Genomic DNA, 14,986 nt, shown 5'->3' with positions numbered 1-14,986 from the left:
CCGAATGAAAAAATGCCCCCACTCTACCCAGCGTGAAAAGATCCTAGCAGACGCGATCAGCCCGGTCGCCACTGAACTGCGCCTTCTGGATGCTTCTGACCTTATTTCACTGCTGCGCTTCGAGTATTACGGCAATCTTTCCGATCTCGTCGCTTCGGCGGCGGAGCTTTTCTTTCATCCGGGCACGGTGAATTTCGGCCTGGGCGGCAATTATACGCTGGAGTGGGGCGGCAAGCCCGAAGTCGTTCTCGACCTGGAAATCAAGCCGCGCGGCGTCACCGTCTACGCGCAGCTCACCCTTGCCGAAGATCACGCCGGCATTGAGATCAATCATATCGCTTTCCAGGATCCCTCGGCCGATCCTGACGAGAACACCATCTTCCTCAAAAAGAGCCTTCGGGAAGCACGTTACAGCGTGAACCAGCCGCCTCAAGCGCTGGCCGGCTGACTTCTTTCACGACAACCGAGCTTTCATTCGCCTTGGACAAAAATTCAAAGCGTTACAGCGTCCCTTGCGCGTCTGAAAAAACGCGCAAGGGACGCTGTAAAGGACTGCGGGTTCAGCTGATATAACCGAGCCGGATCGCCTTAGCGATCGCCTGGATACGGTTGACGGAATCGAGCTTGATGGTCGCCGAGCCGAGATAGGCGTTCACGGTGTGCACCGACAGGCCGAGCTTGTCGGCAATCTCTTCGCTGATGCGGCCGTCGCCGGCAAGCTGCAGACAGGCGATCTCGCGTTCGCTGAGCGCCTCGGCGGCGGCCGTGCGGCGTTCGTCGAGCGAGAGTAGATCCATCATGATATGGCAGCAGCGACCGTGCAGCTCGACGATGGTATCGCTCGAGGGATCGATCTCATCGCCGGTAAAAAGGATGAAACCATTGCCGACGGCGCCGAGCCGCACCGGAAAGGCAAGTCCGGAGAAAGGCAGAATACCGTCCTGCAGCCGGGTCATGAACGGCGCGAAGTCCGCCGGACCGGGTGCCGCACGGTCGTAACCGCCGGCCCATGAAAGCGGCAGCAGCGATTTGTCGATATGGTCGAGAAGAATATCGCCATAGGCGTCCGTGAAGGCCTTGCCGAAACCGGCATTGGACGGTCCCCAGTTCTCAAGCTCGCAGACAAGCCGCTGCTTTGCCGGAAGGCCCGAACCGCTGACGCGGAAGATCGCGAATCCTTGCGCATCGGCGAGCTTCTGCATCGCGATCAGCCGCGGAAAAAGATCGGACCGGCTGGAAATCCTGCTCACACGCACCATGCGCAGCTGCTCAGCGCTGCTCATCGTCCTGCCTGATGGGTGCCCCATAGATCCCCCTATACGAGATTATTCCGGACGGCGAAAGCAATGGCCTCGGACCGGGTCTTGGTCGCCGTCTTGCGCATCACGCTGGTGATGTAGTTGTTGATGGTATTGCGGGAAATTCCGAGGATCATCGCGATCTCGTCACTGGTCTTGCCCTCGGCGATCCAGAACAGGCATTCCAGTTCCCGGTCCGTCAATTCGAAATCGCGATCGACCCTCGTCCCGCCGCAGCGAAGGAAGCTCGCGACATAACCTGCAAGCAGGCCGACATCGCGCAGCCGCTCCGGCGAAAGAATGAACCCCTCGCCGAACAGGAACATCAGAGCCAGCCGCGACCGGCCGACATTGAAGGTCACCGAACAATATTGGCGGCTGGCGCCGTCCGGAACTTCGGCACTGTCAGGCAGAAGAGCAAAATTCGGCTGGAAGACCTGCATGCATCTTTCCAGCTCGGTCGAACGGGCATAGCCGCGAACCAGATCATTGGCGATGTCCCTGACCAGGTCGAAGGGCCAATCAGACGAAACGATGAAATCGAGGCCACTTTCCTGGAGGAGATCACAGCGCGCCAGAAGGTAGTGCGAAGCACCCACGTAGTCCGTCAGTGCGCGCAGACCGGACTGCAACCTGCCGCTGCTGGTGACACCGTGGAGGCGCTGGAGCAGCTGATCGCGCGGCAACAGATCCGGCACCACCGCACTCGCGAAATTCGCCATCTGTCTCTCGCCTTTGCTCGCCTGAATTACATTCATATCCATTGGCAACGTCCTGCGGCTGAGAAACGATCGAACTCGGTGCAACAGCAATTTTTCTGTAAGGGATTCAATTCAAGTCCCGCTCGAATCCCATTTCGAATCACCTAAGGGTAAGCCAGCCGATGCAAATCACCATCTCCGACTTCTAGGGATTTACTTTCGCTGTCGCCAATGCACTGATTCGATCACTCGTTCCAGCCTTCAAGATATAAGGAGGCTAAGGTGATTCTGGCGGTATCGCAACTTGCTTCGCGTTTTACGCGAGCCCGCATCATCATATCGCGCTACGGCCGCATTTCATTGGTCGGGTCTATTGTCTTATTCAAATTCCCGACCCTGATTGCCATGCCGGGTCTCTCGCATCTCCAGTCACGGCTTTTCAGCAAACAGCGGTTGGGGAATCAGGCTTCGGTACCGACATGAAAAAAGGCCGGTTGCCCGGCCTTTGCTTTACGCTGCGTCGTCGATCGCCCATTTCCTGAGGATTTTCGCGGCGCGTTCCTCGTTGATTTCGACCATGCGGGAAAGCTTGCGTTCCGGGCCTTCCTTGACGCGTCGATTGAAGTTTCCATCGTCGTCGCCGAGGCTGAGCAGGTCCTCGGTACTGTCGAAGCCGAAATCGGACCCGAAGCCGTCCATGAGTGCGCCACCGGCGGCTCCTGATGCAGGCGCGAAGTCCGGAAGCTCGAGGCCGGCCGCTTCCGGCGTGGCGTCGCCGAAAGCCGCGGAGCTGCCGTTGCCGCTGACGCTGCGCACCAGAGGCCGCAGACCCATCCAGACCACCACGAAGGCGACGGCGACAAAGGCGAGCGAGTTGATGATGCCGGCAAGGTTGCGGCTCAGCATGTCCATGACGCGGACGCCACCGGTGGCGTCTTCAAGCAGCTGGTTTTCGAGGAAGTCCATGGCCGTGACGGTGACGACATCGCCGCGCTTGGCGTCGATGCCGGCCGCCGAAGCGACGATCTTCTGCATTTCGGCAAGATAGGCATCGACCTTGGTCTGGTCGGCGGGTTCTCCGACCATCTTGGCGATGCGGCCCTTGTTGACCACCACAGCGATCGAAAGCTTCTCGACCTTATAGCTGTTGCGGGTCGTCGCCGTCGTCTTGCTGTTGATTTCGTAGTTGGTCTGTTCTTCGCGCTTGTCGGATTTGTCCTGCGATTCGGGCCCGGCGGATCCGCCGGCCTCGGGGGCCGCCTGCGGAATGTTCTGCTCGACCGTCGTCGCGCTATCGGACTGCTTCTGTTGCGACTGCTGGGCTTCCTTCGTCGAGCGAACCGAGCGTTCGACCTTGGATTCGGGATCGTAGGTCGTTTCCTGGATCTGCTGGGCGTCCGTGTTGAGATCGGCAGTGACGCTGGAGCGGAAGTTGTCCATGCCGAGGAAGGGTGCCAGCGCCTTGTCGATGTTGGATTCGACTTCCTGCTGAACGTTCTGGACGATGTTGAGCGAGCGGTTCAGCGAGCTGTTGCTCGCCTCATCGCCGGAAGCGAGCAGCTGGCCGGCGGAATCGAGGATGGTCACGTCATCGACGTCAAGCCCCGGCACAGCCGAGGCGACGAGGTGGCGGATCGAGGTCGCTGCGCTGCGCCCGGTGGTCGCGCTGGCGCGAATCATAACGGAAGCAGTCGGTTTCTGCTCCGCCTTCCGGAAGTTTCCGACCTCCGGCATGACGATATGGACGCGCGCGGCTGTTATACCCGAGATCGACTGGATGGTGCGGGCGATTTCGCCTTCCAGCGCCCGAACCCGCGTCACCTCCTGCATGAAGGAGGTCAGGCCGAGAGAGCCGACATTGTCGAAGAGTTCGTAACCGGCATTGGCGCTGTTCGGCAGGCCGCGCTCGGCAAGCATCAAGCGGGCCTTGCCCGTCATCCCCGCGGGGACGCTGATGCTGGTGCCGTCCGTGCCGACCTGGAAATTGATGTTGGCTTCGGCAAGCGCCATGCTGATCTGGTTGAGATCCGGCGAGTCCAGACCGACATAGAGCGTTTCCTGTGCCGGCTTATTGACGAAAAGGGCGGCCGCAAGGACGATTGCGATAGAGACAGCACCGACGCCTCCAAGAATCATCAGGCGCGTTCGGCCCAAGGCGCCGAAGTTCTTAAATATCTGAACTAATTGATTTAACAGATTCATTCTGTTCTCGCACGATCCGTCAAAGACAAAGCAGGCTTATTGCCTCATCAGACGAATAGTCGGCGAAACTTGTGCGAGCGTTTCGTGGAGAAGGGAAAGGTCGAAAAGGTTCCAAAGCATGTCGCGCAAAAGTGTGCAGCGGTTTTGCGAAACGACATGCGCAAAATGGGCCTAAAGCGCAAGGCACGAATCTGGAAGATTGCGACGCGCTTTAGAAGAAATCGAAGTCGCCGGCTGCCTTGCTCAATGGCTGGGAATGGCCGTGGCGTGTGGCACCGCCCAAAGCCTTCTGCATCTCTGCCAGCTTGACGAGGCTGAGCGCGGTTGCGACGTCGACTGCCCAGCCGTGCGGGATTTCGCCGGTGATGGTATCGATAAATTCGGCAAGGCCGCGCGATTTCTGCACGGCCAGATCAATGCCCTGCATGACCTTCATGGCATCCGGCGAATTCAGGATTTCGGCGCCGCCGATTTCGAGAAGCTGCGGCTCGATACGCTCGATGAGGTAGGCGACATCGTGCAGTTCGGACACGATGCGCATCAGGATGTCGCTCAACGCTTCAACAGGCGCAGGCGGCTCCATCACCGGGTTAAATGTCATATGAAAATCCTCGCCATCAAAAAAATTCGATACTGGTTTCGACGGGCTTCTGCGGAGCGGCGGGACGCTGCTCGAGAGCGACGGTTCTCTGCGTTTCGGCGCCGGTCAGGGGGTATTGCCGGGCACGACCGGAGACCGGCCAATATTCAAGCTTGCGTCCATGCTCTCCACCGGTCGAGGAACCGACCACCGGAATGCCTTCATCCCTCAGGAACTGCACGGCGAAGGCCGCGTTCTGCTCACCGACATTGGAGAATGTCGAGATCGTCTTCGCGCCGCCGAAGATTTTTGCTTCCAGCCGGTCGCGCCGGGCGCCCTGCTTCAGGAGGCCGTTGATCAGCAGTTCCATCAGATGCACGCCGTACCGGGTGGCATCGCCACCTGAAGTCGGCGACGTCGCCGAACCGGGCAGCAGAAAGTGGTTCATGCCGCCGACACCGGCGACAGGATCTCTGAGGCACGCAGCCACGCACGAACCGAGAATGGTCGAGAGGACCGCATTCGGATCGCTCAGAACCTTGTACTCGCCCTGAATGATGTGCACGCGGCGGGCTGCCCCCTCAGTGATCATTTCAGGGCTCCAAACACGGCTTCGATGGCCGCTTTCATCTTCTCGATCGTGAACGGCTTGGCGAGCACGTTGTTGGCGCCGAGCTGGGCCGCCTTCTGCACCAGTGCGCGGTCACCCTGGGCGGTCAGGATGATGAAGGCCGCCTTCTTGGTGTTCGGGTTGGTGCGCACCGCCTGAAGGAAGCCGATGCCATCCATCTTCGGCATGTTGAAGTCCGAGATCACCAGGTGGTGCGGCTGCTCGGCCATGATCTTCATGCCCTGCTCACCGTCACCAGCCGAGGTGATCTGCTTGAAACCGAGCTGGGTCAGCGCATCGCTGAGCAGCAACCGGCTCGTTACCTGATCGTCGACGATCAGAACTTTGATTTTCTCCGCGAGCGACATTTATTCGGTCCCTTCCTTTCGGGCGGCTGTCATTTTCAATATTTCTTCACCGATGGCAGACAGCGGCAGCTGCTGCTCAACGGCGCCAAGTTCGTGAGCAACCCTTGGCATTCCGTAAACGACACAGGTTTTTTCGTTCTGGCCGAGCGTTCTGGCGCCGGCGTGGCGCATTTTCAACAATCCGGCGGCACCATCGCGGCCCATTCCGGTCAAAATCACGCCGACGGCATTGCGGCCCGCCAGTTCCGCGACCGAATCGAAAAGTACGTCGACCGAGGGGCGGTGACCATTGACCGGCGCGCGGTCAATGAGACGGCAGCACGGTGCCGAGGCGCTGCTGACCTGGAGGTGACGCTCGCCGCCGGGCGCCAGATAGATCTTGCCAATTTCGAGACGGGCACCATCGGTCGCTTCCTGCACCACCGGCGCACAGAGGCGGTTCAGCCGTTCGGCAAAGCTCTTGGTGAAGGTCGGCGGCATATGCTGGGTGATGACGGTCGGCGGGCAATTCGCCGGAAATTTCTGCAGCACTGCAATCAGTGCCTCGACGCCGCCGGTCGACGAGCCGATCGCGACGATCTTGCGGCCGACGCGGAAATCGGCGACCGAGGGTGGCGGCGCGACGGCGGCAACAGGCTGGGAATACTGGCGTTGCGTGCGCGCGGCGGCCTTGACCTTCTCGGCGAGGTCGCCAAACGGCCTGAGTTCGCCCGGCCCCGGCTTGCCGACGCAGTCGAACGCGCCGATCTCCAGCGCCGCAAGCGTCGCCTCGGCGCCGCGATGGGTCATTGTGGATACCATGATCACCGGCATCGGACGCAGCGTCATGATCTTTTCGAGGAAATCGAGACCGTTCATGTTCGGCATCTCGATGTCGAGCGTCACGACGTCGGGGTTCAGCCGCTTGATCGCCTCGCGCGCTTCCAGCGCATCGCCTGCCTGGCCGATGACGTTGACCTCGGGGTCGGAACTGAGCACGGCGGTGATCAGGCCCCGCATCGTCGGGGAGTCGTCAACAACGAGAACTCTTGCCGGAGCGCTCATGCCTTCCTCCCGTGACCTTTGGCCGTATAGCGATAGGTCGTGATGCCGATATTGTCGAAGACGTGTTTTGCCTCACCCGAAACACGCTCGGAATGGCCGATATAGAGATGCCCGCCTTCCGGCAGCAGACCGGCGAAACGCTGCCAGATCTTCATCTGCGTCGGCTCGTCGAAATAGATGACGACGTTGCGGCAGAAGATGACGTCGAACTTGCCCTTGAACGGCCATTGCGCCATCAGGTTCAGCTCGTTGTAGGTGATCAGCCGCTTCACGCGGTCGTCGACCTGGAACTTCCTGCGGCCCTGTATCTCGACTTCGCTGAACCATTGCTTGCGCATGGCAGGCGACACGGTTTCAAGCGCGCTCTCGTCATAGGCGCCGGCCCGGGCGATCGCGAGAATCTTCGGATCGATGTCGGTTGCCAGGATCTTGAAGTCGTAGTCCGCGACATTCGGCATCAGCGACAGCACCGTCAGCGCGATCGAATAGGGTTCCTGCCCATCGGAGGAGGCAGCCGACCAGATGCGCACCCTGCCGCCCGATCTCGCCCGCTGCAGAAGCTCCGGCAGGACATGGTCGCGCAGGTGGTCGAAATGGTGGTTCTCGCGGAAGAAGCGGGTAAAATTGGTCGTCAGGTGCGAAAGCATCTCGCGGCGCGGCGCAGCACCCGCCGGCGAAGCGACGAGGTCGCAATATTCCCGAAAGCCGGACAGACCGAGATTGCGGATATGCTTCGATAGACGCGAATAGACCAGCGACGCCTTCGTCTCGTTGAGGAAGATGCCGGCATCCGAATAGATCATCGCGGCGATCTCGGTGAGGTCGCGGCGCGTCAGCGGATATTCTCCGCTCGCCAGGACCTCGTCGGATCCCTGTCTCTGATCTTTTGCGCCCATTACACTCATGCGGCTTCGCTTTCGGTCTCTGGAAAGAGGGATTCGAGTTCGATCAGGCAGATCATTCGCTTCTCGATGGCGAGAATGCCGCGGGCAAATTGACGCTCGAGTTCGGAGGAGATCTCGGGCGTCGGCTGGATGGTTTCGTCGGTCACCGTCAGGATATCCGAAACGGCGTCGACCAGCAGGCCGACGACCTTACGCCGGACCTGGGCGACGATGATGACATGACGGGCAGTCGGATCGGCCGGCTTCATGCCGAGCCGGGCCGCAAGATCGATGATCGGCAGCACCGCGCCGCGCAGGTTGATGACACCCAGCATATAGCCAGGCGAATGCGGCATCGCGGTCGCCGGGGTCCAGCCGCGGATTTCGCGAACCGACATGATGTTCACGCAAAATTCCTGATCCCCGATGCGGAACGCGATCAGCTCGCGATCCCCCTCGTTCAGATTTTTTACAGTGTACGACATTCCCTTAGCCCACCGCTGCTAACGACATTTCCGCTTTGAGCGACTGGCCGCGCGAGGCGCCGACAACCGCGTCGACATCAAGGATGAGAGCCACGCGGCCGTCACCGAGGATTGTGGCGGCGGCAATGCCCGGCACGTGGGTGTAGTTCGCTTCAAGGCTCTTGATGACGACCTGGCGCTGACCCTGGATGGCGTCGACCATCAGGGCGCGCTGGCCGCCGCCTTCGGATTCCACCAGAAGCGCCACGCCCTCGACCGGATTGGCCTGGGTGGCGCGGAAGTTCAGGATGCGGCCGACATCGACCAGCGGGCAGAAGCTGTTGCGGATCGAAATCAGCCGGTGGTTGGCACCGAAGGAATGGATCGCGGCAGCTTCCGGCTGCAGGGTTTCGACGATCGCGGTCAGCGGCACGACCAGCGTCTGGCCGGCGACTGTGACCACCATGCCGTCGAGGACGGCGAGCGTCAGCGGCAGGCTCATGGTGAAGACCGAACCGTGGCCCGGCTTCGAGGTGATGTTGATGCGGCCGCCGAGCGCCTGGATCGAGCGCTTGACGACGTCCATGCCGACGCCGCGGCCGGAGATGTCGGAGATCTTGTCGGCCGTCGAGAAGCCCGGCAGGAAGATCAGGTTGTCGATTTCCTCGTCCGACAGGTTGGAATCGGCCGGGATGAGGTCGTTGTCGATCGCCTTCTGGCGGACCTTCTCGCGGTTGATGCCGGCGCCGTCGTCGGCAAGCTCGATCAGGATGCGTCCCGAACGATGCTTGGCGGTGAGGCGGACCGTGCCTTCGGTGTTCTTGCCGGCAGCTGCGCGCTTTTCGGGCGTTTCGATGCCGTGGTCGACGGCGTTGCGGATCATGTGGGTCAGCGGCTCGGCGAGTTTGTCGATGACCGTCTTGTCGACTTCGGTGTTTTCACCTTCAGTGATGAGGCGGATCGACTTGCCGGTCATGTCGGCGATTTCGCGGACGATACGCGACATGCGCTGGAACACCGGCTTCACCGGCTGCGCGCGGATCGCCATGACCGAGTCCTGGATCTCGCGGGTGAGCTGCTGCAGCTCCTCGAGGCCCATATTGATCGACGAGGTGCCGGTCGTGTCGTTCTCGATGACGCTCTGCGACAGCATCGCCTGGTTGATGACCAACTCGCCAACGAGGTTGATCAGGCGGTCGACACGGTCGAGATCGACGCGGATCGTCTGGCCGGCACCGGCGGCATTGTTCTGGGCGGCAGCACTTGCCGCGGCCGCTGCGGCGGCTGCCGATTCCTTCTTCTCGACACGGGCGGCGGCTGCGGCCATCTGCGTGACGTTGGAGGCAGTTTCGGCGGCGGCAACGGCTGCGGCCGTCTCTTCGGCCCGCGCGTCTGAGGCGGAAACCTCTTCCGTTGCGCCTGTCTCATCCAGGATCGACAGATCGAAGGGAACCGGCACCATCGGCAGTTCGTCGTTGCTCGTCGCGTCGGCCCTTGCTTCTTCGACCGGCTTTACCGTCAGTTCGCAATCCCACTCGGCGAATTCGAAGACGGTGCGAATGGCGTCTTCGCCCTTGTCCGTCTTGATCGTGACGTTCCAGAAAAAATAGGCGCCTTCCGGATCGAGTTCCTCGAGGCCCGGCAACTCATCCGTATTGCAATAGATGGTCATTTCGCCGAGGCGCGAGAGGTCGCGCAGCAGCAGGGTGGCGTCATTGCCCTTGGAATAGAGTTCATAGCGTGGCTTGAAGATGACTTCATAGGCCGGCATGCCGCCCGCATCGCCCTCGCCGCCAAAATCGTCGAAGGAAAAGGGGACTGGCTGGAAGCCGCTGTCGTCCGTCGGCTTGGGGGTCGGCGCCGGAGCGGCCGGAGCAGCCTTTGCGGCGGCCTTCGGCGCCGGCGCTTCGGTCGATGCCGAGGGAGACGGCAATTCGCCGTTGGCCAACGCCTCGAGTTCCTTGACGAGGCCGCGGCTGCGGCTTTCATCGACGCTGCCGCCGTCGCGTGCGGCGTTCGTCAGGTCGGCGAGCACGTCGGCCGACTTCAGCATCACCTTCAGGACATCCTGGTTCGGCTCAAGCTTGTTGGATCGAACGCAATCGAGAGTGGTCTCGAAAACATGGGCGAAGGCTACCAGATCGTCAAGGCCGAAGGCGCCGGCGCCACCCTTGATCGAATGCACGGCACGGAACACCGCATTGACGGTTTCCGGATCGCGATCGCCATCATTCATTTTCAGAAGACCGGATTCCAGCTCGGCGAGCTGCTCCTCGCACTCCTGGAAAAAGATCTCTTTGATTTCGTTCATATCCATAGGAGCAAATCCTGGGTTTAAGCGGTTACACGCTCAATGGCATCGATCAGCTTGGCCGGGTCGAAGGGCTTGACGATCCAGCCCGTGGCACCGGCCTGGCGGGCGCGGTTCTTCTTTTCCGCGTCGCTTTCGGTGGTCAGGACCAGGATCGGGATCGCCCGATATTTCTCGTTGCGGCGGACACCTTCGATGAAGCCGAAACCGTCGAGGCGCGGCATGTTGATGTCGGTCACGATGACGTCAGGATTGGACTCTTCGAGAACCTCGAGGCCCTCGATGCCGTCTTCCGCCTGGATCGTCTCGAAGCCGGCATTGTTCAGCGTCACGAGAAGCATGTTTCGGATGGTGCGGGAATCATCCACGGTGAGCACTTTTTTCTTCATTGCCGAATCTCCTTGGCAAGCAGGTGGTCAATATTGACGCCAACCAGCTGCATCGTTTTCTGAAATGCGTCGGACACCTTGGAGAAGGTGAACGGCTGCTTGTCCTGCTCCCAGGTCTTCTCGGCGGACATCAGAACCTGGGCGCAAAGAGCACCGATCCGTTCGACGCCGGAAGCGTCTATCGAAAGACCGCTACCCCGGAGAGAGAGGAGTTTATCGCGCAAGGCGGAAGCCTCGTTGAGGTCGAGCACCGCTGTCAAATCCAGCGTCTTGCCACTCTTCTTTGCTGCCATCAGCTTTTCCTTGTCCCCTTATCCCCGGCCCGAAAAGACGAGCTGAGGCAATCATCCGATAGGTTAGTAAACATTCCGCCCACCTCCGACGCTTGCGAAGGGCTGTGGAAGGCCAAAATCGTCATTTTCGTATTCGTCCACGGCCAGTGCCGGACGGGCAGTGACCTCGATGGCGCGCTGCGGTGTCACGCGAACCGGTGCTTGACGCCCGGCAGTGGCGTTTTCGCGGGCGATGCGGAATTCGCGAATCGTCTGGCCGAGCTCGAGAATGACGGTGTGGAGGTGGTCGGCGCCTTCAGCGGAGCGTTCCGCAAGGCCGGCGCTATCCGCCACTTCGCCACCCAGGCCCTTGACGTCTGATGTCACGCTGTCGAGGCTGGCGGCATGTTCGCCGGTTCGGGTGGCGATGCCGGCGATGGCGGCGTTGATGTCGGTGACCTGACGCACAATGCTGCCGATCGAATCCTGTGTGCGGCCGACCATCTGCACGCCGGCGTCGACCTGCGCCTTGGTCGTCGTCACCAGCGTCTTGATCTCGCGGGCGGCTTCGGCCGAGCGCTGGGCAAGGGCGCGAACTTCCTGGGCGACGACGGCAAAACCGCGGCCGGAATCGCCGGCGCGAGCGGCCTCGATACCGGCATTCAGCGCCAGAAGATTGGTCTGGAAGGCGATCTCGTCGATCGCGCCGATGATCTGGCCGATCTTTTCGGCCGACTGTTCGATATCGGCCATGGCGGTGATCGCGCGACCGACGACCTCACCGCTTTCCTCAACGGCTGCGCGCGTCGTGGCGGCCGCCTGTTCGGCAGCGCGGCTGTCGGCGGCACCATCGCGCACACTGCCAGCAATGCCGGCAAGGGCAGCGGCGGAAAGCTGCAACCGATCGGCCTGGCCGGAAGCCGTGCCGGCGAACTGCCGCGACAGACCGGCAAGCGAGCCCGTCGCCGCTTCGGCCTTGACCGTGCGCTCGGTGATGGCGGTGAACTCGGCCTGGAGGCCATCCAACGCGCCGTTCAGCGCGGCGGCGATCCCGGCATAGGCGCCGTCGACGGGCGCGCGTCGCGTCAGGTCGCGTGCGGAAAGACCGTCGATGACATCGCCGAAGATCCTGATGATCTCGGCCTCGTTGTCGGCGCGCTGCTCGGCAAGCGCGCGCTGCTCCCCGGCGCGCAGCGCGTTGAAGCGGAGCGAGACGGCAATTTCCACATCGACCATGACGATGCGGATGATCGCCGTCATCAGGTCGGAGATTTCGCGGGTGCGGCGCTTGGCCGACGGCAGAAGCGGACGGCCGGCGATCTCCTCGGCGAGACCGGAAACGACATGCTCCAGCATGACGCCATGGCCGGCGACGTGCCAGCGCGGGTCGAGGCCCATCTTGCTTTCGGTATCGGAGAGAACCTTGACGCGCTCGGCATAGAGGCTGTCGAACCGTGCATCGGTCAGCACGTCCCAATGCGAGGACTGCAGATCGTGCAGGCGGTCGACCTGGCGCTCGCTCTCGAAATTGCGCGAGGCGTCGGGGAATGACTGGAACCTGTGGAAGAGATCCCTGAGGCCCGCCTTCAGATGTGCTTCGAGGACCGGCCGGTTGCGGCGCACCAACTCGCACTGGTCGGCATCGAGGCCGGCAAAGCGCAGACGGTCGCGCAAGCTGCCTGCCTGCGCGCCACGAGCCTGATCTGATGGCATATCCTGCCTCAACGCCTGTCCCCAACCACTTTCCGGGCGAAGGCCCGGCCAAAAACTTTTGCAGCATCCGATGAACGCGAAGCGTGGAGACGGTCCTCACCACCGGTTACAACCGGCGGATCGAAGCCCCCTGATCAGCTATGTTTCGGAGCTGTCTGAAGAGATGGATACCGGATCAACCCGGTACGGCGGGACGGCGTCATGCCTGGTGGGAACGAGTGCATCTTCCCATTCCGACGTGTAACCCAATGTTTATGGTTAATTCCTTGCTTGAAGGTTAATAAGCCTTTCGCGGTGCAGGCTTTTGAAGCAATTCAAGGCCGTTCACAGAAAATACTGCTGCGGAGTTGCATGGCTGCTACAAGGCACACGCAAGCTCCGTGTTATATGCCGGTCGATAACCAAGACATGACGTCGACAAGGACAGAGCAATGATTGTTCTCGGATTGGGTTCCTGCTTGATTGCAATGACGTTGCTTGCCGCCGTCGCCCGTCTCGATTTTCTCGCTGCAAACCGCGATCTCCGCGCGCTTCGGGTATTCTAAAGCGCGGCGCGATCTTTCAGATATGCTCCTCGCGCCTTAGCTCTTTGTTTTTACGCATGTCGTTATTGCAAAAGCGCTGCACAGTTTTGCGCGACATGCTTTAGACCCACCCTTCCCCGTTGGCAGTCCGGCACCTTTGGTGTATCGCACTCGCGCCTTTCATGTCAGCGGAACTATCGGTTCATGTCCCCCAGATCTGGTCTCCTCATCGTTCTTGGCTTCACGCTCTGGCGTGTCGTCACGCTCAATTTCGATGCGACGGACCTTTTCGTCGACGAGGCGCAGTACTGGTTCTGGTCACAGAATCTCGATCTCGGCTATTATTCCAAGCCGCCGATGATTGCCTGGGTGATCCGGGCGATGACCGAGCTTTCCGGCTCCAACGCCATCTATTGGATCAGGCTGCTCGGACCGCTGATCCACATGGCGGCGGCAGTCGTGCTGATGAAGATGGCAAAACGTTTCGTCGGGCCGGAAATCGAAGGCTGGACGGGCGCCACCTACATCACGCTCCCCGGCGTCGCGCTTTCTTCGGTGTTCTTCTCGACCGACGTGATCCTGCTATTCTTCATCGCGATCGCGCTGCTTGCCTATTTCGGCCTGACGCAGCGACGCTCGGTCGGGCTGGCGCTCGTCATGGGGCTTAGCGTCGGCCTCGCCTTCCTGACGAAATATGCCGTGCTGTTCGTCGTTCCGGGCGGCGCGCTTGCCCTCCTCCTCATTCCAGCGGCACGCATCGCCATCCGGGATTTCATCATCGCGGTCGCGGTCGCGGCGGTCGTCGCCTTGCCGAACCTGTGGTGGAACCTGCAGCACGACAATACGACGGTGCGGCATACGCAGGATATCGCCCATTGGAGCGAACTCGGTATCAATGTCCGTCGCGGGCTTGAATTCTTCTCCGCCCAATTCGGCGTCGTCGGGCCGATCATCTTCTTCGCAATGCTCTGGGCGGTCTATCGGATGATCAAGGGCAGGAGCGATGATCGGGAAAAGATACTGGTCTGGCTGTCGATGCCGGTGGTGGTGCTCATCACGCTACAGGCAACGGTCGCCAAGGCCTACGCCAACTGGGCGGTGACTGCCTATGTCGCCGGGACCATCCTTGCCGTCTGGCTGCTTTACCGGCTGTGGCCGAAGGGGCTTAGGTTGTCGCTGACCATTAACGGCATCGCCAGCATGCTCTTCCCGTTGGCGACGATCTTTCCGCATCAGTTGCTGCTGCCGAACGGGGACGAGCTGATGAAGCGCTATCTCGGCCGCGCCGAGGTCAGCCGCGAGGCCGCCGCACTCGCCGCTCAGGCCGGCACCGACATCATCGTCACCGACAATCGCGACATGGTCGCCGATCTTTTCTATACGCTCCGCGATGCATCCTACAGGATCTATGCGCGAGCGCCCGCGGGCCTTCCGGAGAGCTATTACGAGCAGGAATTCGCTCTGCCTGCCGACACCACCGGCAAGGTGCTTTTCCTGACGGACGGGCCCTTCACCTGCGCCGCCGAGACGCCCGAGGTGCTGAAGAACTGGCAGCCGACGGAAGGCAACTACAAGGGCAAGGCGCTCCACATCTACAAGGTCTCCGCCGCCTGCCTGGCGCCCTGA

The 14,986-nt window shown here is 61.1% G+C and carries 15 protein-coding genes; 2 read left to right on the top strand and 13 right to left on the bottom strand.

Features of this window, described 5'->3' with window-relative positions; all coding sequences use genetic code 11:
* The first annotated feature begins 4 nt into the window (after positions 1-4).
* Positions 5-448, top strand: coding sequence for a hypothetical protein (locus tag CUJ84_RS01745; RefSeq protein ID WP_018072559.1), 444 nt, complete (start codon positions 5-7; stop codon positions 446-448).
* Between the two features lie 112 nt (positions 449-560).
* Here CUJ84_RS01745 and visR read toward each other — a convergent pair whose 3' ends face one another.
* From visR to CUJ84_RS01680, 13 genes are all read right to left on the bottom strand, one after another.
* The gene (visR, locus tag CUJ84_RS01740; protein ID WP_105004961.1) at positions 561-1,307 is read right to left on the bottom strand and encodes a transcriptional regulator VisR; all 747 of its coding nucleotides are present in this window, start codon (positions 1,305-1,307) and stop codon (positions 561-563) included.
* Positions 1,308-1,315: 8 nt separating this feature from the next.
* Entirely contained in the window at positions 1,316-2,062 is a 747-nt protein-coding gene (gene visN, locus CUJ84_RS01735; protein ID WP_105004960.1) for a transcriptional regulator VisN, read from the bottom strand.
* Positions 2,063-2,509: 447 nt separating this feature from the next.
* Positions 2,510-4,201, bottom strand: a complete 1,692-nt coding sequence (gene fliF / locus CUJ84_RS01730; protein WP_018244797.1) for a flagellar basal-body MS-ring/collar protein FliF — start codon at positions 4,199-4,201, stop codon at positions 2,510-2,512.
* Positions 4,202-4,412: 211 nt separating this feature from the next.
* A complete protein-coding gene (gene cheT, locus CUJ84_RS01725; RefSeq protein WP_018072555.1) occupies positions 4,413-4,802 on the bottom strand; it encodes a chemotaxis protein CheT in 390 nt (129 codons plus the stop codon).
* Between the two features lie 16 nt (positions 4,803-4,818).
* Positions 4,819-5,373, bottom strand: coding sequence for a chemoreceptor glutamine deamidase CheD (gene cheD / locus CUJ84_RS01720; protein ID WP_018244796.1), 555 nt, complete (start codon positions 5,371-5,373; stop codon positions 4,819-4,821).
* Positions 5,370-5,759 carry a response regulator gene (locus tag CUJ84_RS01715; RefSeq protein ID WP_003545503.1) on the bottom strand — a complete coding sequence of 130 codons (390 nt, stop codon included), beginning with the start codon at positions 5,757-5,759 and terminating at the stop codon, positions 5,370-5,372. The genes cheD and CUJ84_RS01715 overlap by 4 nt, the downstream gene beginning before the upstream one ends.
* A complete protein-coding gene (gene cheB / locus CUJ84_RS01710) occupies positions 5,760-6,803 on the bottom strand; it encodes a protein-glutamate O-methylesterase CheB (RefSeq protein WP_105004959.1) in 1,044 nt (347 codons plus the stop codon).
* Entirely contained in the window at positions 6,800-7,708 is a 909-nt protein-coding gene (cheR, locus tag CUJ84_RS01705) for a protein-glutamate O-methyltransferase CheR (RefSeq protein ID WP_105004958.1), read from the bottom strand. The genes cheB and cheR overlap by 4 nt, the downstream gene beginning before the upstream one ends.
* Positions 7,705-8,172 (bottom strand): chemotaxis protein CheW, encoded by a 468-nt coding sequence (locus CUJ84_RS01700; RefSeq protein ID WP_012756045.1) that lies wholly within the window; start codon positions 8,170-8,172, stop codon positions 7,705-7,707. Before CUJ84_RS01700 ends, cheR begins: the two co-directional genes overlap by 4 nt.
* Before the next feature lie 4 nt (positions 8,173-8,176).
* On the bottom strand, positions 8,177-10,468 hold the full coding sequence (locus tag CUJ84_RS01695; RefSeq protein WP_105004957.1) for a chemotaxis protein CheA: 2,292 nt from the start codon (positions 10,466-10,468) through the stop codon (positions 8,177-8,179).
* Positions 10,469-10,485: 17 nt separating this feature from the next.
* The gene (cheY1, locus tag CUJ84_RS01690) at positions 10,486-10,851 is read right to left on the bottom strand and encodes a chemotaxis response regulator CheY1 (RefSeq protein ID WP_003545492.1); all 366 of its coding nucleotides are present in this window, start codon (positions 10,849-10,851) and stop codon (positions 10,486-10,488) included.
* Entirely contained in the window at positions 10,848-11,144 is a 297-nt protein-coding gene (locus tag CUJ84_RS01685) for an STAS domain-containing protein (RefSeq protein WP_003545491.1), read from the bottom strand. Before CUJ84_RS01685 ends, cheY1 begins: the two co-directional genes overlap by 4 nt.
* 63 nt (positions 11,145-11,207) lie before the next feature.
* Complete coding sequence (locus tag CUJ84_RS01680) at positions 11,208-12,836, bottom strand: globin-coupled sensor protein (RefSeq protein ID WP_105004956.1); 1,629 nt, start codon at positions 12,834-12,836, stop codon at positions 11,208-11,210.
* A 728-nt stretch (positions 12,837-13,564) separates the two neighbouring features.
* Between CUJ84_RS01680 and CUJ84_RS01675 the strand changes: the two genes are divergently transcribed.
* Entirely contained in the window at positions 13,565-14,986 is a 1,422-nt protein-coding gene (locus tag CUJ84_RS01675) for an ArnT family glycosyltransferase (RefSeq protein ID WP_105004955.1), read from the top strand.

This window comes from Rhizobium leguminosarum, from assembly GCF_002953715.1.
Lineage (GTDB): Bacteria > Pseudomonadota > Alphaproteobacteria > Rhizobiales > Rhizobiaceae > Rhizobium > Rhizobium leguminosarum_V.
Note: the sequence above shows the minus strand (reverse complement) of the source record. Positions and strands in the feature narration are given on the sequence as shown.

What these genes read in the sequence shown, in the direction of transcription:
- cheT (WP_018072555.1), bottom strand. Translation starts at nt 4,802, where the DNA reads ATGACATTTAACCCGGTGATGGAGCCGCCTGCGCCTGTTGAAGCGTTG.
- CUJ84_RS01700 (WP_012756045.1), bottom strand. Translation starts at nt 8,172, where the DNA reads ATGTCGTACACTGTAAAAAATCTGAACGAGGGGGATCGCGAGCTGATC.
- CUJ84_RS01675 (WP_105004955.1), top strand. Translation starts at nt 13,565, where the DNA reads ATGTCCCCCAGATCTGGTCTCCTCATCGTTCTTGGCTTCACGCTCTGG.
- cheR (WP_105004958.1), bottom strand. Translation starts at nt 7,708, where the DNA reads ATGAGTGTAATGGGCGCAAAAGATCAGAGACAGGGATCCGACGAGGTC.
- CUJ84_RS01680 (WP_105004956.1), bottom strand. Translation starts at nt 12,836, where the DNA reads ATGCCATCAGATCAGGCTCGTGGCGCGCAGGCAGGCAGCTTGCGCGAC.
- visN (WP_105004960.1), bottom strand. Translation starts at nt 2,062, where the DNA reads ATGGATATGAATGTAATTCAGGCGAGCAAAGGCGAGAGACAGATGGCG.
- cheB (WP_105004959.1), bottom strand. Translation starts at nt 6,803, where the DNA reads ATGAGCGCTCCGGCAAGAGTTCTCGTTGTTGACGACTCCCCGACGATG.
- CUJ84_RS01695 (WP_105004957.1), bottom strand. Translation starts at nt 10,468, where the DNA reads ATGGATATGAACGAAATCAAAGAGATCTTTTTCCAGGAGTGCGAGGAG.
- visR (WP_105004961.1), bottom strand. Translation starts at nt 1,307, where the DNA reads ATGGGGCACCCATCAGGCAGGACGATGAGCAGCGCTGAGCAGCTGCGC.
- fliF (WP_018244797.1), bottom strand. Translation starts at nt 4,201, where the DNA reads ATGAATCTGTTAAATCAATTAGTTCAGATATTTAAGAACTTCGGCGCC.
- cheD (WP_018244796.1), bottom strand. Translation starts at nt 5,373, where the DNA reads ATGATCACTGAGGGGGCAGCCCGCCGCGTGCACATCATTCAGGGCGAG.
- cheY1 (WP_003545492.1), bottom strand. Translation starts at nt 10,851, where the DNA reads ATGAAGAAAAAAGTGCTCACCGTGGATGATTCCCGCACCATCCGAAAC.
- CUJ84_RS01715 (WP_003545503.1), bottom strand. Translation starts at nt 5,759, where the DNA reads ATGTCGCTCGCGGAGAAAATCAAAGTTCTGATCGTCGACGATCAGGTA.
- CUJ84_RS01745 (WP_018072559.1), top strand. Translation starts at nt 5, where the DNA reads ATGAAAAAATGCCCCCACTCTACCCAGCGTGAAAAGATCCTAGCAGAC.
- CUJ84_RS01685 (WP_003545491.1), bottom strand. Translation starts at nt 11,144, where the DNA reads ATGGCAGCAAAGAAGAGTGGCAAGACGCTGGATTTGACAGCGGTGCTC.